Source organism: Alteromonas sp. 5NS40-0096 (genome assembly GCF_057544385.1).
Window position 1 is genome coordinate 502,009 of record NZ_BAAJLQ010000002.1, and the last position, 17,573, is coordinate 519,581.

17 protein-coding genes are annotated in these 17,573 nt (G+C 45.3%); 5 read left to right on the plus strand and 12 right to left on the minus strand.

The genetic code is table 11. From position 1 onward, the window contains the following. Positions 1-185: 185 nt before the first annotated feature. The 3 genes from AC27G9_RS08110 to AC27G9_RS08120 are packed head-to-tail and all read left to right on the plus strand — an operon-like array spanning position 186 to position 3,077. Positions 186-698 carry a pentapeptide repeat-containing protein gene (locus tag AC27G9_RS08110; RefSeq protein WP_487073653.1) on the plus strand — a complete coding sequence of 171 codons (513 nt, stop codon included), beginning with the start codon at positions 186-188 and terminating at the stop codon, positions 696-698. Between the two features lie 7 nt (positions 699-705). Beyond that, positions 706-1,416, plus strand: a complete 711-nt coding sequence (locus tag AC27G9_RS08115) for a response regulator (RefSeq protein WP_487072904.1) — start codon at positions 706-708, stop codon at positions 1,414-1,416. 35 nt (positions 1,417-1,451) lie between these two features. Next, a complete protein-coding gene (locus AC27G9_RS08120; protein WP_487072906.1) occupies positions 1,452-3,077 on the plus strand; it encodes a BamA/TamA family outer membrane protein in 1,626 nt (541 codons plus the stop codon). On the opposite strand, the gene AC27G9_RS08125 is transcribed toward AC27G9_RS08120, so the two are convergent. Continuing rightward, a complete protein-coding gene (locus AC27G9_RS08125) occupies positions 3,074-3,739 on the minus strand; it encodes a hypothetical protein (RefSeq protein ID WP_487072908.1) in 666 nt (221 codons plus the stop codon). The two genes, AC27G9_RS08120 and AC27G9_RS08125, sit on opposite strands and share 4 nt — an antisense overlap. Positions 3,740-3,971: 232 nt before the next feature. On the opposite strand from AC27G9_RS08125, the gene AC27G9_RS08130 reads away from it, so the two are divergent. Together AC27G9_RS08130 and AC27G9_RS08135 are read left to right on the plus strand one after the other, a co-directional pair. Next, positions 3,972-4,472, plus strand: a complete 501-nt coding sequence (locus tag AC27G9_RS08130; RefSeq protein ID WP_487072910.1) for a TlpA family protein disulfide reductase — start codon at positions 3,972-3,974, stop codon at positions 4,470-4,472. Between the two features lie 122 nt (positions 4,473-4,594). Next, positions 4,595-5,638, plus strand: coding sequence for an acyltransferase family protein (locus AC27G9_RS08135; RefSeq protein WP_487072912.1), 1,044 nt, complete (start codon positions 4,595-4,597; stop codon positions 5,636-5,638). Between the two features lie 53 nt (positions 5,639-5,691). Here the strand turns inward: AC27G9_RS08135 and AC27G9_RS08140 are convergent, their stop codons facing one another. The 11 genes from AC27G9_RS08140 to AC27G9_RS08190 all read right to left on the minus strand — a co-directional run bounded on the left by AC27G9_RS08140 (position 5,692) and on the right by AC27G9_RS08190 (position 17,570). Beyond that, on the minus strand, positions 5,692-7,125 hold the full coding sequence (locus AC27G9_RS08140; RefSeq protein ID WP_487072914.1) for a YdgA family protein: 1,434 nt from the start codon (positions 7,123-7,125) through the stop codon (positions 5,692-5,694). Between the two features lie 270 nt (positions 7,126-7,395). After that, the gene (locus AC27G9_RS08145; protein ID WP_487072916.1) at positions 7,396-7,656 is read right to left on the minus strand and encodes a hypothetical protein; all 261 of its coding nucleotides are present in this window, start codon (positions 7,654-7,656) and stop codon (positions 7,396-7,398) included. Positions 7,657-7,886: 230 nt separating this feature from the next. Beyond that, complete coding sequence (locus AC27G9_RS08150) at positions 7,887-8,444, minus strand: PepSY-associated TM helix domain-containing protein (protein WP_487072918.1); 558 nt, start codon at positions 8,442-8,444, stop codon at positions 7,887-7,889. Between the two features lie 4 nt (positions 8,445-8,448). After that, complete coding sequence (locus tag AC27G9_RS08155) at positions 8,449-8,904, minus strand: DUF4920 domain-containing protein (RefSeq protein ID WP_487072920.1); 456 nt, start codon at positions 8,902-8,904, stop codon at positions 8,449-8,451. Between the two features lie 141 nt (positions 8,905-9,045). After that, on the minus strand, positions 9,046-10,152 hold the full coding sequence (locus AC27G9_RS08160; protein ID WP_487072922.1) for an alginate lyase family protein: 1,107 nt from the start codon (positions 10,150-10,152) through the stop codon (positions 9,046-9,048). Positions 10,153-10,156: 4 nt separating this feature from the next. Beyond that, on the minus strand, positions 10,157-11,557 hold the full coding sequence (locus tag AC27G9_RS08165; RefSeq protein ID WP_487072924.1) for an alginate O-acetyltransferase AlgX-related protein: 1,401 nt from the start codon (positions 11,555-11,557) through the stop codon (positions 10,157-10,159). Further along, positions 11,554-12,171, minus strand: coding sequence for an alginate O-acetyltransferase AlgF (locus AC27G9_RS08170; protein ID WP_487072926.1), 618 nt, complete (start codon positions 12,169-12,171; stop codon positions 11,554-11,556). Before AC27G9_RS08170 ends, AC27G9_RS08165 begins: the two co-directional genes overlap by 4 nt. Beyond that, positions 12,168-13,253 carry an alginate O-acetyltransferase AlgX-related protein gene (locus AC27G9_RS08175; RefSeq protein WP_487072928.1) on the minus strand — a complete coding sequence of 362 codons (1,086 nt, stop codon included), beginning with the start codon at positions 13,251-13,253 and terminating at the stop codon, positions 12,168-12,170. The genes AC27G9_RS08170 and AC27G9_RS08175 overlap by 4 nt, the downstream gene beginning before the upstream one ends. A gap of 10 nt (positions 13,254-13,263) precedes the next feature. Further along, positions 13,264-14,682 (minus strand): MBOAT family O-acyltransferase, encoded by a 1,419-nt coding sequence (locus AC27G9_RS08180; protein ID WP_487072930.1) that lies wholly within the window; start codon positions 14,680-14,682, stop codon positions 13,264-13,266. Between the two features lie 27 nt (positions 14,683-14,709). Continuing rightward, a complete protein-coding gene (locus AC27G9_RS08185) occupies positions 14,710-16,086 on the minus strand; it encodes an SEL1-like repeat protein (protein WP_487072932.1) in 1,377 nt (458 codons plus the stop codon). Next, on the minus strand, positions 16,083-17,570 hold the full coding sequence (locus AC27G9_RS08190; RefSeq protein WP_487072934.1) for a right-handed parallel beta-helix repeat-containing protein: 1,488 nt from the start codon (positions 17,568-17,570) through the stop codon (positions 16,083-16,085). The genes AC27G9_RS08185 and AC27G9_RS08190 overlap by 4 nt, the downstream gene beginning before the upstream one ends. Positions 17,571-17,573 lie beyond the last annotated feature (3 nt).

The window sequence follows — 17,573 nt, forward strand, 5'->3', positions numbered from 1 at the left end:
TACTGAGCCTGACATTGCCGAAACTCAAGATTATTCTCCTGATGAGCCGAGTCCACCAGAAGAGTTTGAACAGGAAGACCAGCTTTTACTCAGAGAGGAAGAACTCGAGGACGAGTTAGAGGAAGAATTCGAAGACGAACCTGAGGAAGACGAGCCTGAGGAAGACGAGCCCGAAGAAGACGAACCTGAGGAAGACGAACCTGAGGAAGACGAGCCCGAAGAAGACGAACCTGAGGAAGACGAGCCCGAAGAAGACGAACCTGAGGAAGACGAGCCCGAAGAAGACGAACCTGAGGAAGACGAGCCTGAGGAAGACGAGCCCGAAGAAGACGAACCTGAGGAGGACGAACCTGAGGAAGACGAACCTGAGGAAGACGAACCCGAGGAAGACGAGCCCGAAGAAGACGAACCCGAGGAAGACGAACCCGAGGAGGACGAACCTGAGGAAGACGAGCCCGAAGAAGACGAACCTGAGGAGGACGAACCTGAGGAAGACGAACCTGAGGAAGACGAACCTGAGGAGGACGAGCCCGAAGAAGACGAACCCGAGGAGGACGAACCTGAGGAAGACGAGCCCGAAGAAGACGAACCTGAGGAGGACGAACCCGAAGAAGACGAGCCTGAGGAAGAGGAATCCGAGGAAGAAGATGAACCTTAAACGATTGTCATGTATGGTTATTGAGCCTCAAATCAACTGATAAAGACATGAATAGGACAATCTTGATCGTCGAAGACGACGTTGAATTATCTGAGTTAATTGCCACGTATCTCACCAACAAAGGATTTGAAGTGGCGGTAGAAAATGACGGTGGGCCAGCCGCAGAAAAAATGATTGCCATGCAACCCGATTTGGCGATAGTTGACTTAATGTTACCCAACCAAGATGGTATCAGTATTTGTAAAGTAGCCCGGCAATATTACAACGGTTTTATTATGATGCTAACGGCGTCGACTGATGACTTTGATCAGGTTGTAGCCCTAGAAATTGGTGTTGATGATTTTGTGCAAAAACCAATTGAACCAAGAGTGCTATTGGCAAGAATCAATGCGCTTTTTAGGCGCGCTCCTGACCTGACTCAGAGCAACCCCATTATCGCGCCTTCTGCAGCCCCGAGTGCAAAAATGTTAGTGTTTAAACAGCTTGTTATCAATCACAGTGCAAGAAAAGTGACGTTAGATAACAATGTTATCGATTTAAATACACCTGAATTTGACATGCTTTGGTATTTGGCTCAAAAAGCAGGTCAAATCATAGACCGTCAAACACTGTTTAAAGCATTAAAGAACCTTGATTACGACGGCCAGAATCGTTTCGTCGATATTACTATTTCACAAATTCGCAAAAAGTTAGGTGATCAAGCGGACAATTATTTGCAAACTGTGCGAGGTAAAGGATACTTATTTGTAGTGGAGTAAACGTGTTACTCCATTCACGGACACATAGGAGGTGAATGCAGTCGTGTTCAAGCAAACCAGAGAACGTTTTGTTTCTTAAGTACCATATCGCTTTTGTACTGGCATTAACGAGCCCAGCGGTCGTGGCAGAGACGTCTGCTGAGATTCCGTGTGATTCAGAAAACCAGAGACAAGAGTTTGAGTTTGTTACTCACGACATTTTTGACCTCAAAGCCGATGATGTGTGGTTTTTTCATCATTGGGCCAATGACCTGAAAATACCAACCAAATCAATTACTATCGAAAATGAATTGGCTTTTGCGTTTAACAAATGCCACCTCGATGACGAAGACTTATATGAAATTGAACGCAGTCTGAGATCGCTTAGCTACATTCAAGACGCCAACGTTGAGCAAACCGCACACAACAAAGTAAAGGTTGAAGTGTGGGATACTTGGACACTGCTGCCAACCATTAATATTAGCCGGGAAGGCGGTCAGAACGATATCGCGCTGGGAATGCGCGATAGAAACTTGTTGGGGTATGGCGTATTTGCCCAACTAGAAACATTCTCTGACGAACAACGGGATGGCTTTCGTTTTAATACCGAGTTTCCTTTATTTCTCAATAAAAATATCAAAGCGGGTCTACGCTGGGTCGACGCGAATGACGGTAACATTGTGGCTGCTAGTTTGGTTCGTCCATTTGTCAGCTTTTCAACACCAACGGCATTTTTGGCCTATGCCGAAGATGGCAGGCTGTCGCAAACTTTCTTTCTCAATGGCGACGATTTTTACGATTTGTTTATCGACACTGAACAGTTTCAGTTTCAATGGGGATGGTTACACAACAACGGGTTAAACAGTGTAACCCGTTCACGAATTGGCATTGATTCAATTCGAAAGCAGTTTTCGGCCGATGGCGATTTTGCTCCACGAGATGATATACGTGACCGCCATTACATTACCCCATTTTACGAACTTGAATACCAACAAAAAGCGTTTCGCGAACTCAAAAATGTACGCTTAATCAACCAGCCTGAGGACGTGAATTTGGGCTGGCATGGTTTCTTTCGCATCGGTGTAAACGTCAACGAGCAGGCTTACGATGAAGCGTTAGTACGCGTTAACGCGACGGCTAGTAAAGGCTATGGCTGGGGCGATTCATTGCTGTCCCTCAATCGGTTTAGCGTTCAGATTGATGCGGTAGACACAGACACACCGCGAGTTGTTTTTCGTACAACCAATGAGTTAATTCAGCGGTATACCGACAAGATTGGTTTCTATTTTAAACACGAGGCGGCATTCAGTGAAAATCCGTTTTTTGATCAGCCGATAACAGTGGGCGGAACCAGTGGGGTTAGAGGTTACCCCTTGGAGTTTCAGCGTGGCAATCACAAGCTAGCACTGAGTGCAGAGGCCCGATGGTATCCAAACGTGAGCATCGCTCAGTTATTGCAAGTTGGTGGCGTGGCGTTTATTGATGCAGGGCGAACTTTCAAAAGTGATGTTTTCCCCAATCAAACCGAAGGCTGGCTAAGTTCTATTGGTATCGGTGCAAGGCTGTATGCCCAAAAATCTGCCGAAACCCATGTCGTACATTTTGACATTGCGTTCCCTTTGCAATCTCACCCTGAGGTTAGCAATGTGGAATTTAGGATCACCGCAAGCGATACCTTCTAATCTTTAAGCGGTTCCGTTAGCCCTGCGACGGCTTTGCACTCTGGATTCACAAATACACCGACGGGTACTTGCATCAATACCGTATCGGAAAATTGCAGTTGCTCAACAAAGTCAGCGTAGATAGGCGAACTGCCGATCGCCGCATTGTCGCCGAATACATAGTCAACTCTATCTGCCAATAGTAATGAAAATCCTTGTTGCAGTGTTTCGATATATACGAGATCGAGATGCTCAAACATCGAATGGATGCCTTGATTTTGCAGGGCCCTAAAGATCCCAAGGCGTTTACCTGACAGTTCATCAAGCGACTGCCATTGAAACACCGAAGCCTGCTTTTTCCTGAATAAACCCAATTTCACTTGCTGTTCTGACAAGGCAATAAAGGGATAGTTTTCGCGGTTAGCAGGCGGGTAAAAACTTAAACACCAATCACCAGAGAGAATACGCTGTTGGGCGCGTGCAGGAGGCAGAATGAGGGGTTTTACTGCAAAGGAAAAGTGCTGGCTAGCATGTGTGTTGAGCAACGTGAATGCAGTACCATTTGTGCTATCAAATGCGGTGGTGAAGGGAGGGTATTCCAACGCAATAACATCAACTCTTTGTACCGCGTTAACACGCCATGCTGCTCCAATACAACAGCAAAGAAAAAAGAAAGTACGCATCTCACACCAATTAAGCACAACGAACCATGATTATAGTATATAAGTTCAGCACCTAGTGTTTAGATCATCTATGTGGAAAACCTCCTAGCGGTTTTCGATTTGAGTACCTTTCATCGGTTGGTAAAAGTGCGACATAACGGATTAGTGCGACGAATTACATAAATCCATGAGTCTAGATGAAATCTTCTTTGCTAATTCTCTGTCTTGTAGGGAAACCAGATTGGAGTCTTAAATGAAGCATTTGATATTGGCTCTGTTACTCGTGCTTGTCATGCCCGTAGCAAACAGCCAAGAAAACGTAAAACTGACACAAATGCCAGAATGGGTGTTAAAAACCCAAGATGGTATGGAAGTAAACTCGAAGAATTTTCAGGGAAAACCACTCATTTTGCATTTTTGGGCGACGTGGTGCCCTTATTGTAAAAAGTTACAGCCGACCTTAGACCGCTTGCAAAAAGAATACGGCGATCAAGGGTTGCAAGTGCTTGCCGTAAGTATTCGCGAGGACGAAGGGGCTAAGCCTCAGGACGTGCTAGATGAACGTGGATTTGCTCTGAAAACCGTTGTTGAAGGTGATGAATTAGCCGCTGATGTATTTAGTGTAGCGGGTACGCCTACAACGTTTTTTATCGGTCCAGATGGCAAAGTATTGGGCTCTACTATGCAGTCTGATCCTAACGATCCCCAGTGGGAAACCGTAGCTAAATATTTAGTCGGGCTGACAGATAAATAGCCACTTAACGCAGTATTAAGGCACTCGACGTATACGCATACGTATTCATTAGGCCTGCGGTTGTAGCTTGTTGCTGAATGTTAAATAGTAGCGATTAACATTTCAGCAACAAGGATGTCTTTATGAGCCAGTCGGTGTTTTATTCGCATCTCGCGGCCTTTCGCGGGCTCGCCATCATTACCATAGTCGCGGCGCATTCTTGGTCATTCTCACTGTTTTGGACTGGCGGTTTGAATGGTGAAGGGCTCGCTGAACTCTTCTGGGCAACGGAAGTCCTGTTTCATGGCTCCACCCTCTACTTTGCTGTCCTATCTGGGCTACTTTTTTCTCTTGTATTACATCACAAAACTTGGCCCGACTTTTTTTCCGGCAAACTGTTAAATGTGGCTTTGCCGTATGTTGCGGTATCTGTGTTTGCAACAACGTATTTTTGGCCTTGGGGAGCTGAGGTAGCACCTGAACAGTCTTATCTGAAGGTAATGATCAGCAACCTTCTGACGGGCAATGCCATGATTCACTTTTGGTATATCCTGATGCTGTTTTTCCTGTTTGCCATTACACCAATACTCTCTGCTTGTTTAAAACGTGCAGAGACGCGATGGGTGTTAATTTTCTTGGCTTTATTACCCTTGTGTATCTCTCGCAGCCCGTTTCCCGATTTCCTGAAGCCACAGTCATTTGTGTATTTTACAGGTGCTTACGCCTTGGGTATGCTTTGGGGGCACTATTATCAAACGTGGCAAACCCAGTTATCAGCGCACAGAAAATTGTTGTGGTTATTGGCCATTACTGCCAGTGTGGGGCTGTGGTTTACCTACTATTTGGATATGCCTCAGCAAGGCACATTTTCATTGCGTCAAACCTTTGTATACCTGCAAAAACTGAGCATCATCGCGCTCATTCTGCCGTGGCTTGCCAAATGTAAAACACCAACGTGGTTACTGAAACTCGGTGAATTTTCATTCGCAATTTATTTTCTACATGTGTTTTTTATTGCGTTGATCCTGATTAATTTGAGTGAATGGCTTGCCCAAAATAGAGACCCTATTGTGATAGGTATTGTAGGGGCAAGTAACTTAATGTTTGGCGTTGTGGGGGCGTTTTCTATCGCTTGGTGTTTGAAGAAATTACTGGGTAAGCATGCAAGAAAATTGATTGGAGCATAACACGGGGTAAATAGACTCGAGTTAGTTAAAGCCAACTCGAGTCCAAAGACCGATTAACCGCCTATTGGTAGTGGAATTTCAGTACCATTAACTTGCGCTTTACCCTCTTTCAGGGCGAACTGTGTTACGTATTTTTCGCCCTCTTGCTTGATAAAACCTTGCTGTGAGAACATCGAAATCACCATAGGTACTTGTTGCGCAGCAAGCTCAGCGATTTCTTCTTCTGTCATACTTGCAGTTTGCGGGTTTTGAGCCAATTGGCTCTTCATGTAACTAGTCGCAGCCATTTGTACCAGTGCTTCATCTGCGGTGACAGTCGCGTCAGCCAGTATATGTGTAAGCCAGAAAGCAGGGTCCTCGAGGACAACAGGTAATGCTTCAACATCGACTAGTTTAGTATTCATGAAACCTTCAAATGAGCCCTCTGGTAAGGTACCACCCAGTTTTGTAATGTTTAACTCAGGTGACGCTTTCAACATTGGTAACAAATGCGTATCAACCAGTGTTTCAACACGCTGTGCAATCTCGTCAGGTGCCATACTGACTGAATCTTGAGTGAACTTTTGGTAGGCATTGATAAAGTCCATATCGAGGTGGTTTGCGGCAATAGCGATGACCAAGTCACTTGCCTCGAAATCTGGAGCTGTAACAGACTGCATTGCATACTCAAACGACGTACTGGCTTGATTTGCCTCTTTGTCGATTGCCGTAGTGGTGTCGAGTTTAATGCCCGCTAACACAATGTCACTGTCACCAACCGTAGTGCCATTTACCGTCACGTTTGCTATGTCCATGACGACAGTTGAATCAAACATTTCACCGTTGAATGCGGCGACAATATCGGCTGCCCAGTCCATAGAGATTTTCATGTCCGCCATGCTAATCGACAGCTCTTCGTCAATGATTTCAAAGCTCGAAGCAGTTGATTCGTAATGTAAAACATCACCTTTCGTCACACCTTCGCCTTGATAACCTGAAAACTTAACTTCTACGCCTTCTTCTTCATCGGCAGCAGTAAACGAAGCGATTTCATCGGTATAGTTAACACCGCCGAATAAGCCTAGGTCGCCGATAATGTGATAAAGCGGGGTATCTGCTTCCCACTCGATATACTCCCTGGCTTCTTCAGCAGCGACTTGTAGATTAAATTGCGCAAGACCTAACCCTACGGTGTCGCCAACATAAAGTGGCCCATGAGCAACATCCAGTGTGGCAGAGAACTTCGCTTGTTCTAATTGTTCTAGCTCTTCGGTAGGAATGTCTTGCATCGCGTAAAAGGATTCGACGTCAAAGCCAAATTCAATTTTTGCGTTACTGTGAAACCAACCCTTTTCATAGGAAATGACTTTGGCACTATAAACTGGGTTTTCATTGAGCTTCGCTAATGCCGATTCAATTTCAGTTTGCGCATGGGTTCCGACAAAGTAAGGGGCGACACCGAGTGCAACTAGCGTTAAACCGCCGCCAATGATGAGAGGCTTATTCATGTATGCTTCCTTTGTTTTTGATAGTCCGTGTTGTTTAGCTAAAGAGCGACCGGATTCGGTGCCAAGCTGATCTGAGCAGTTATGATACACGACTGATTGATTAATTCAGCCATTTATCGCGCGAGCTGTTGATAGTTAATGTGACTAAATGCAATACCGAGCGCTAGGCTCGGTATTGATAGTGATATTTGAGGGAGAACTGGGACGTGTTGATCTTGGCTGAACTAGTTTTGCTCAGTAAAGATCAACAGGCCCTATTTTGAGCAATAATTATGAATCTTGCTCAGCCGCTTTTTCCGCTTTTTTCAGTTCTTTTTTAGCTGTCTTTTCCATCTGCTTTGCTTCTTTCTCAAGCAACTTAACTTCTTTTTTTGCTTGTTTCTCTAGTGCTTTGGCATCTTTCTTAGCGGCGTTTTCGACTTTGACTGCTTCAGCTTTTACGGTGCCTTTGGTTTCTTTTGCTGGTGGCTCTGCATTAGCGATAGTGGTGAAAGCGAGTAACAAGGTTGCTGTGATGAATGACTTTTTCATAATAATCTCCTGATTGAAGTGTTAAGTCACATTAGCTATTACAGGTTCGATGCCAACTTTTAAAAAACACGAAAAAATATGAAATTTAATTTTTTAACCTTCTGAATTAATGGGTAAATTTAAATTTTGGGGAAGATGAATAAAATCATTTTGAGCGAAATTAGAAAAGCGGAATAGGGAGATGTTTTACGAAAACTGTAGATAACTGTCTTTTTTTTGCGACACAATGGCTATGTCAAAAAGATAAACCATAATGGGATTGCAATACCGGCGAGTACGAGTCCAATTTTACGTTTGCTGAAAGCAGCGTTGGCGCCTTTCACCATAAATAAGGCTGTGCTGGCCAAAACAAGTAAGCACATCGCGTATAGGTCGGAAAAAATCACCCAATAGGGATTGCCTTCATTTAAATGCAGCCGGTTGAGGTGAGGCAGTACCGGTCTGGCAGCCAAGGTTTCCATCGTCGCCATACCAGTTTGAGCGTCATAGGATAGGGTGTGCCCGCCGTCCAAAAATAACTTGTAATGTGATGGAGATTCCCAATAACTGGCCTTTACCGTCAGTTTGCTCGCGTACTCACCAAGCAATGTTGCACTAATCTCGCTATCGCTCAATTTGATATCAAGTGGAATCTTTCGAACGTGTGTCTCAACCTCATAATTGATATTGAAATCGCGTATGTGATTGAGCGCAATGCCGGAAATCGCAAATACGAATGTACAGCCTATGATGAGATAACCAATATCCCGATGAAGGCTACGGGTGAATCTAAGCCAGTTGATAGACAAGCATTTATTCCAAAATCGTGACACCAACTGGCTCAATTTGGTAAATGGCCATCGGTTCGGTGACTGACGCCGGATCAAATGTTTGCCCGGTCCTTTTGGCCAGAGCCGCCAGATGCTGACGGGTCTCTTCAATATCGAGCGTAATGGCTCTCAAGGGGCCTGAAGCAATAGCTTGACGCCCCTTCGTGTGCATCGGAAAAACCATCTCGCCGTCTTGCACTTTTAAACGCAGCTTTTGGAATCGGGCATCTGATGCTAAATCTACCCAACAGCCTCTTTTGGCGCAAACGCCAACAATGGTGCCAGATACGGTTACCGTCTGATTGACAAAATCGGCAGGTGAGGACATCACGGTTGAAATAGGCGTAACTTGGCTTTTGTCTACTGTTTCGCCAAATTGCAATTCTTCCGCTCCAACGGCTCCAATGAACAGGGTAAACATCAATATCAGTCGTTTCATATTTTACTCTCCGTGCTGTCTGTAAAGGCCCGTTAGGAAAGATAGTCATACCTTTTGAAGTGACAACGTTACAAAAGGATCTGGCTGTTGGCAAGTGCGCCAAGTGAGTCAGAGAATCAAGAACGCTTAACGTCGCTGGATTCACTCTAGGCTGTATAAGGCCCGCGTGTCACCACCAAGCCGGCTAGTACCCTCTATATCGTACTCGTTGAGTATGGTTTGGGTCTCGGTGCTTGAAGCCAGTGTTACCCATATAGGTAACCAAGCCATCCTACCGCGGGTAGCGATTTCGGGATCTTTTTGCGCAACCCCAGTTTGCTGCTCAAACGCTTCAGTAGTATGAAGCGTGCGTAGAGCTTGATTTGCAGCAAGTGTGAGCTTGTCTAAAGCCAATGGCGATAAGCGCTGATTTGCATTCAGAAATGCCGCCGTGGCGACAAGTGGCGCGATAGCGAAATTTTGGTACTGAGCGGCAAGGCTCTCGCGCTTGAGTTCACTGACAATAAATCCTTGCTCAGAAATCCGGTTTATCCCTTTGAGAAAAACAGATTCTGCCCAATCGAACAAAGTGTGATCGTTGACCAAGATCGCAACAGTCATAACAGACCATGCAGCCCAATAGTCGTGGTTATTCACCTTTTTTTCTTCTCTGTCGCTGTAATCGGCTTTGACTTGCCAAGCCAAGGCAACAAGCCACTTTTCGATGGTTTCAAGCTGTGCATTTACATGGTTATCTTGTTGCGCTATGAGTGTGTTCTTTACCTTTAACAAGTTGCTTGCGTAAGTCGCTAGATTCCACTTTCTGACCGCGACCCCCGTTTGATTAGCAACGTTTAACATAGCATTGGCGCTGGCCCAATTAAAAAGTTGATCGGTGAAACACTGCAAAGTTTGTCGATTGCCATCACCCCGATATAAACGGTTTGCTAACTGGGTAAGTTGTTGACCAAAACGATTAATTTGGCGAGTCATGTTTTGGTATTCAGCCTCGGCTCTCGGGTTGACCACATCTCTAGCAGCACCGCTGCCCTCGTAACGACTAGGGAATGTTAGCCGTTGAGTAAAGGGGTCTAAATCATAGCAGGGAAATTCGGTATTTGACTTGGTCAGCGTCGCGGTTTTATCAAAGCCTTGAGGCGCGATTAATACCTCAGGAGGAATAGACGCCTTTTTCTCGGGTGAACATGCAGATAGCAACGCAAAAATGGTGACTATCGGCAAGCTCACTCGCCAAGGTATTAATCTCACCAATCTAGCCTTGGTAAGGCATTGGATTTGGACATAGGCTCAGCGACACACTCGACGTCGGTGATTCACCACCTGAAGCAAAATACTTTATGCTTTCAATATCGACGCCAACGACTTTCTCGTTCGGGTAATTGTGGTCATTGCCCAAGGTAGTAAGAAAGCGGCCATCATTGGCAGTACGGTATTGGTGGCGCATGTTATAGGTTCGACTCGCTCCGTTTTCAAACCACACTCGAACTTGAACGGCATCTACGTGTGGCGAAGAGAAATTGAGTTCAATCATCAAGTTTTTTGCTTCGAGCTTGCTGCCAGCGGCATTAAATAATGCATTGGGCACTTTTCGCGTAGAAACGCTGGGGTGGGAAGCATGCATTATCGCGTTAGATTGACCACATGCATCGAAGAATAAAGGCGTAAATGCATGAAAAAAGCGTGGCTCGAACTCCCGCCAGCCTGGTACTTCCCAAATGATAAGTCTCGGTGGAGCAGCAAAGAAGTCTCCTGATTTCAGATAATTAACCCAAGAGCCGATGAGACCGCCACCACTCAGCGCGTAATTGGCAACAGGCACGTTGGCGTATTCTTGCATGTAACCATTAAAGTTGAACTTTGGCAGAGCGGAAAAGCTGGTACCCAACAGCACGATATCGTCGGTGACTTCGTCAAATAAAGAAAAGCTATCTGTGTTTTCAGCGGTATCTAATTCTGCAGTAACGTATGTTGGTGAGTAAGTCGGAGCAAAGCTAAAGCCACAAATTTGTGCAATAGCCTGTTCGACATTTGCCACATCTTGCATGACGCCGTTATACACGGTTTCATATTTTTGCGGATAATCGGTATCGGCAAAGCCAAGCTTATCGATATTTGCCGCAACCAGTTTCGCTGCTTCTTGAGCGCCTTTTATGGACCAGTGAATATCTTTCTCATAAAAAATTGGCTCTTGGCTGTTGTTATCAAATAGCGTGGTCATTTGTGGAACGGTGATACCCTGCTCGCGGATAGCGCTAAGGGTGTGTAAATACTGTTTGCGCTGAGATTTGACATCATAGCCTGCTGCACTAGCCGATAGCTCATCCGGATAGCTGAGTCCTCTGGACGGCAGGTAGACGATCATTAATTCCGTACCATACTCGGCGAGTAACCCCTTTAACCTGCGCAGTTCTTGCAAGGAAAAATCTGAGGTTGCTTGGCCGTAATCGGGAAAATCCATACTGGAGTTAGCTAGCCAATCTTCTTCGCCAACAATAATTTTCCAGTGTTTTTGCAGAAACGTAGTGTCGTATTTTTCTATATTATTGATGTCGTCACAAATAGAGGGGTAGGACTCAACCTTGTACTGTGGTGTTTCTCCCCATGCTGCAAAATGAAACAGCACAAATACGCTCAAAAGTCTGCTTAATTTCATTGGTCTGCCTGTGTAATTAGCAACGAACTGGTTTCTGCGTCACCAAATACAAAAATACTGGTGACTTTATCTCTCATTAACACCAGAGGCTCAGAGACGGCAAGCTTGGTTTCTCCTGCATAAACAGCGGTTGCAAGCTTAATCGCTCTTACGTCTCTCGTTGAATAGTCGTTGGTCCCGACGTTTTCAATAATTTTGTGTTTGCCATCAAAGCTTTTGAGCGTAACCAGTGGCACGCTTGATAAGTTATACATCGCTAGTCGAGCTTGCCTCTTATTGTCGAAGAGCTGCTCTTTTAGCGCAAGAGGGGCTGTATCAGTACCCCAGTAAACGAAGGTGTATTGAGATTTGGCACCGCCATCCACAGCAATAGCCTGGCCATTTAATTTCAAATTGACCTTGCCCGCTGATCCAAAGCCATATGGTGAGATTTGCTGATGGTCCAGCTCAATTAAGAGCTTATCATCAAGGGTGACTGACAAAGCTTCCCCTGAGATATTCAGCACCCTGAAAAATACCGCATCAGGCGGCGGTGGTTTACCGTAAAGGGCTTCGTCGCCGGCAACGGCAAATAGTGAAAACAGTATGCCAATGCATAATACTAACCTTTTCATTCTATACCCTCTACTGATTGAGAATGGCTAAACATTACAGATAAGTCTTGGACAAAATATCGCACTGGAAATTCCCATAATACCAGTGTGATGTCTCCGTCTTCTATTTCAGAACTGGATAAAAAAGCTTCCATTGGGTTAAGTGGGCCCTGACCATTTTTTGAATAATCGAGTATCTCTAAGGCCATGGCCTGTTGTAAATAACCGTGGAAGTTCCAAGCTGGATTAGCACTATAGCTGGTGCCAACCAATGCCGTGGTAAGCTCGGGGGCATCGCCAAATAAATCGCCTGAGAAGGGGTCATCCTCGCTTGTCACAACAAAAGTACTTGGAAGCGCCAAGTTATCGGGTGGTATATGGTTGTAAAGCCATGCCGTCTCAATTGGAATAAAGTTATACAAATCGCCATGATGAGGGCTTGAAGGCGCAAGTTCGGTTTCAAACGCCACTGAGCCTACCCATTTTGCTAAATGATCAGCAGTGGCTTGAGCTACCGTATTTGCGCCTTGTGGCGTCCAGTGTGTATCCGTTCGCAAAAATTGAGGGTAGGCTGCTTTGTTGGCGATGAGCTGCCTATCAGGTAACACTAGGTTCACATGTTGACCTTGCAATTGGCGTGCAACTTCCTCATACAGGGAATAGGCCAGATGTGCACTTTCTTTGTCCGTGAACTCGGTGTAAATGGATACCTTTTCGGGCACCAAGATAAGCACAAGTTGAATATCTTTTGCTGCGAGCTTTTGGTTGAATTCGACTATGGTATTGACATTCTTGTCGATATTAGCGCGTGCGGATTTAGGCCATTCGTATTCTTCGCGACTGAATAACCAGCCACCTTCACCGATAATGACACCCTTTTTGCCTTCATTGAACAGGGTGAAAACTAATTTCGCCCACCACTGAGTGATTTCTTCGCGTAAGCCAATGGCCTCTTTCAGCTGCGATTCTACTTGCAGTGTCGCTTTACCATTGAGCGCTGATGCGCTATCCAAGTCGACGGAAATTGAACTATTGATAAACGATGTCAAACCCATCAAAACAATTATCGTGGCCGAGCATAGCGTAATCAGTGATTTAAACATAATGCTCCACCTAAAATTGAAAGTACAAGAAAGGCGAGTAGTTCGATGCAATCAAGCTACTCAGTGCAAGCAGAAAAATGGGCAATCTAAGGACATTGCCAATACTCGGCAGCAAGCCTTGGCTCAATGCACCCTCGAGGCGATTGAGATGTTGCCGCAATCCTTGAATCAACGCAATCAGTGCGCCAATAAACATGACACATAGCGACCAATTCGTTACATCAACGGCAAAGCCCGGACTAATGCCCTTTGTATCTGGGATAAACATGGCGCTAATCATAGTCAGTGCATCCGTGAGGGAATCGGCTCTAAAAAACACCCAACCGATCATCACAAGAATTAATGTCACTAGCCAACGCACGATAGAAAACCCCGAGTATTTCGCCAAACCCGTATAGCGTTCTATTGCCAGAATGCCGCCATGCCAAGCTCCCCAAACAATAAAAGTCCAATTCGAACCATGCCACAAACCGCCAAGCAACATAGTAAGAAACAAGTTGCGATAGGTTTTGACACTGCCATTTCGGTTGCCGCCGAGAGATATGTATAGGTAGTCCCTTAGCCAGGTTGATAAACTGATGTGCCATCTGCGCCAAAATTCAGTGATACTCTGGCTAATATAGGGTTGGTCGAAGTTATTGATGAACTTAAAGCCCATCATTAACCCTAATCCGATCGCCATATCACTGTAACCAGAAAAATCGAAATACAGCTGAATGGTGTAAGCGCCTATGCCAATCCAACTGTCTGCCATAGTGACTGCTTGCCCAGAAAACGCGGCGTCGGCGAGTGGTGCAACATTGTCGGCAATGAGGACTTTTTTGACAAAACCCTGCATAAACAAAAACCAACCAGAACAAAAGAGCGCCCAAGTATGTTGGCGATGTTCAAACTGAGAGGCCAAGTCCTTGTACCTTAAAACAGGACCTGCGATCAGTTGTGGAAAGAGCGCAATAAAGGCGGCGAAATCGATAAATCGCCTACTGGGTGGTGTGTCCTCTCGATAGACGTCAATTAAATAGCTGATGGCTTGGAAAATGTAAAATGAGATACCAATCGGTAAAATCACGTTTGCCATCGATAGTGGTTCACTGCCCAACGAGAGCAAAATTTCATTAAAGTTTGAAACGCCGAAATTAGCGTATTTAAAATAGCCAAGTGTACCTAAGTCACCAACAATACCGATCGTAAGCCAAGTTTTAGCCTTACTAGCATCGTCTTTTAAGTGGGCAAATATTGCGCGGCCAATAAAGTAATTCCAAAGCGTGACCAGTACAAAGAGCAATAAGAAGTCGAGTCGCCACCACGCGTAAAACGCATAGCTACCAAACAGTATCACCAAAGAGCGAAAACGAAATGGCGTGACGTAGTAGCACGCTAAAAACAGCGGTAAAAAGAAAAACAAAAAGATGCTTGACGAAAAAACCATGCTTTATCGCTCGCTATTCACATTGACTTAATATGTTTCAGAAACTGGTACAATGGCGTTCAATTCCTCTTCAATCATTAGTGATAGTTGTTGTTGCTGCTCTTCTGCCAATTGATGACCTTCAAGGAGCTGGCGGTCTGAGTCTGTTAACTCGAACCCAAGTTCTTGATAAACCGCAGCAAATACATTGGCATACAAAGCATTTGGCTTGATGCCATTGCCGTAAGAAAACAACTGAAGAAGCTCACGATAAGCTCGGTACTGTCCTGTCCGAGCTGCATCTACCAGATAACTAACCCCGGCTTGTAAGTCTGCCTTACCCAGTTTTCCAGAGATAAGCAGTTTCCCTAAGTAGTAAGCGGCTTCTGGTGTCGGTAGTGCTGCCTCGAGGTGCCCCTTTGCTTGTTGAGGGTATTCAACGCTTCTACGGCCTTCCATGTAGATGCGACCAAGTAGCACTCCCGCGATAGGGTAATCATCCTCTAATGCCATTAACTTATTGATGTAGTCAGCATTGGCAAACACTGCGGCTTGGCCGATTTCGTAGTTGGCATACTCAAGAAACACTTCTGGGTCTTGTTGGATCGCCGTTTCCGCTGATTCATACGCTAATTCACGGCTTCCAAAGCCGACTTTGTCGTTCTGTGTTGCAAACAATTTCATGAGGTTGATGACTTCAGTTTTGCTCATCAATCCCTGTATGAAAGCATTGTCAGCTTGTTGGGCCAGCGCGCTCAATTGCTGGGTGTCATTCTGTTTGGCGTAGCGCACTTTGCTTTTGAGGCAGTAAAACTCCACGGCAGTGCTCGATGAACAAATCTCGTTGACTTGCGCCATCCAAGGTGAAAGGTCGTCTAACTCCGCAATAATCTTCACCTTATCTGTGTCGTACAGGCCTTCTTGCGCATCAATGTAGGTAAATAGTTCATCGACGATTGGGGTGACATCGTCTTCATAAATTTGCTCTAGACGAGCGATTTGAGGACCAACATCACCCTGAGTTTTCATCCGTTGCCATAAATTGTTGAGCGCTTTCTCTCGGTATGAGGGCGTCACTTTAGCAACATTAAACAACCAATTGCTGTAGCGTTTGTTGTAGAGGTAAGAAACGTGAATCATACGTTGGAATAACGCATCAGTTTCTTCGATGTGCTTGGGTTGCCCGATTCTAGCGAAATATTCGGCTAGTACAATTTTTGCGTCTGCGTACCCTTTGTTTGCTAAAAAGTGCAGATCTTTTAATGCAAGTGCTTGATTGCCCTCAGGGGAATCAAGCAAATCCTGTCTCGCCAAGCGGGTATCAGCTAGGTTTGCGCAGCCAATCAGATTAAACGCCAAAACGGCAATAGCAACACGCTGTTTTGTACGTCGTGATTTTGTGAAGAGCCGTAATAATGTTTTCATAGCTGACTCCCCTGTTCCTGCTCAGAGAGTGAAACGAGAGCCGCGGTATTGTCCTTCCACGTATTCAATATGATATCTGCCGTGACCGATTCTAGTTCTCCGCGATAAGGGCGGCTGCCATTGTTTTCCACGCGAAGGTTGCCCAAAACTAAATCTTCAAAACCAGAGGCAAAAATAGCACCACCTCTGTTTTCAACCATCAAGCCTCCAAACACGGTTGACGAGGCCAGCGGGAACCTTGGTGTGCCGTCAGCGCCAATACGTTGCTGAATGTAAACGGCGGCGCCTCGGTTGCTCAGAGCAATGTTGTGCAACAGCTGCGTGGCAGTGGAGCTTCTGACGCGAATTCCATTAATCTGGTTTTTGTAAATCTTATTGCCATAAATTTGACTACCGCTAGATTCATAGACGCCAATGCCATCTTTGTAATTGGCGTGAATAGAATTGAACGCGACTATGACTGGGCTCGTCACTCTATCGATTAAAAGGCCGTTACGCGTATTAGAATGAAGATTATTGTTAAAGACAAATACATCAGATGCGCCGGTAGAAATGGCGATTCCGTGTTTAGTTTTCGTTTGGGCGACGGTGTTGTCAGCCATATAAATGCCGTTGGCATCATTGGTAATCAGGACTCCGGTGTCGCGACTATTGGTAATCTTAGTATTGATGATTTGACTGTTACTTGCACCGTCAAGGTAAACGCCCACAAACATATCAGCAAAAGATGAATCGGCAACTTTGATGGCAGGAGGCTGTTCCGCCACACGTCTTTCTGTCGGGGAGAGCATATTTAGCGCGGCTAAAGTCGCCGTACGTGCCGTGAATCCATAGGATGATGACTGTTCGAAACCAAGAGACGCAATCGTTGAACTCTTCACAAGGGTTTTACTGCCACCAAAAGCAATAACAAAAGGGCGAAAGCGGTTATTGGCTGCACTAGCAACACTTGCTGACTTAGTTGACAGATCCCATCCCAACAATGTCGCATTGTTGAGATAGAGCTCGCCACTGTTGTGAAGAAAACTGCCAGTATTCGCCGAAAGCTTAAGTGTTTGGCCTCCTTCAATTCTCAAGGCACCGCCGATATCGACAATGATAGGCAGGTGGGCAATAAAGTCTTTTGTGCCTTGCTTTTCTATACTATCAGGAAACTTCTTAGCTATTTGAGCGAGGGTAACGGTACCGTTGGTGACGAAAATACCTTGTGGAATTTGCTGTTGTAATTGAGCAAAACGACTAAAACTACTTGAATAGATGGTTTTTAGAAGGTCTTTTGACTCGCCAAGACGTATTTTACTGACTCGGCCTCTTGTCTCTCTCGAGGCAATATCGGCAAACAGCGAGTCAGATCTTTCAATAAGTTCGGCAGGAATACGGGGTTTTGTCTCGTACTGACCAGTAACATCAAGAACTTGTACAGAAGGCGTAGTGGCGTAACTGGCAAACGAAGCAAGGGCGACAATTAATAGTGCAATTCTCATTAC

What these genes read in the sequence shown, in the direction of transcription:
- AC27G9_RS08145 (WP_487072916.1), bottom strand. Translation starts at nt 7,656, where the DNA reads ATGAAAAAGTCATTCATCACAGCAACCTTGTTACTCGCTTTCACCACT.
- AC27G9_RS08165 (WP_487072924.1), bottom strand. Translation starts at nt 11,557, where the DNA reads ATGAAATTAAGCAGACTTTTGAGCGTATTTGTGCTGTTTCATTTTGCA.
- AC27G9_RS08170 (WP_487072926.1), bottom strand. Translation starts at nt 12,171, where the DNA reads ATGAAAAGGTTAGTATTATGCATTGGCATACTGTTTTCACTATTTGCC.
- AC27G9_RS08175 (WP_487072928.1), bottom strand. Translation starts at nt 13,253, where the DNA reads ATGTTTAAATCACTGATTACGCTATGCTCGGCCACGATAATTGTTTTG.
- AC27G9_RS08140 (WP_487072914.1), bottom strand. Translation starts at nt 7,125, where the DNA reads ATGAATAAGCCTCTCATCATTGGCGGCGGTTTAACGCTAGTTGCACTC.
- AC27G9_RS08125 (WP_487072908.1), bottom strand. Translation starts at nt 3,739, where the DNA reads ATGCGTACTTTCTTTTTTCTTTGCTGTTGTATTGGAGCAGCATGGCGT.
- AC27G9_RS08115 (WP_487072904.1), top strand. Translation starts at nt 706, where the DNA reads ATGAATAGGACAATCTTGATCGTCGAAGACGACGTTGAATTATCTGAG.
- AC27G9_RS08155 (WP_487072920.1), bottom strand. Translation starts at nt 8,904, where the DNA reads ATGAAACGACTGATATTGATGTTTACCCTGTTCATTGGAGCCGTTGGA.
- AC27G9_RS08185 (WP_487072932.1), bottom strand. Translation starts at nt 16,086, where the DNA reads ATGAAAACATTATTACGGCTCTTCACAAAATCACGACGTACAAAACAG.
- AC27G9_RS08180 (WP_487072930.1), bottom strand. Translation starts at nt 14,682, where the DNA reads ATGGTTTTTTCGTCAAGCATCTTTTTGTTTTTCTTTTTACCGCTGTTT.
- AC27G9_RS08120 (WP_487072906.1), top strand. Translation starts at nt 1,452, where the DNA reads ATGCAGTCGTGTTCAAGCAAACCAGAGAACGTTTTGTTTCTTAAGTAC.
- AC27G9_RS08130 (WP_487072910.1), top strand. Translation starts at nt 3,972, where the DNA reads ATGAAGCATTTGATATTGGCTCTGTTACTCGTGCTTGTCATGCCCGTA.
- AC27G9_RS08135 (WP_487072912.1), top strand. Translation starts at nt 4,595, where the DNA reads ATGAGCCAGTCGGTGTTTTATTCGCATCTCGCGGCCTTTCGCGGGCTC.
- AC27G9_RS08190 (WP_487072934.1), bottom strand. Translation starts at nt 17,570, where the DNA reads ATGAGAATTGCACTATTAATTGTCGCCCTTGCTTCGTTTGCCAGTTAC.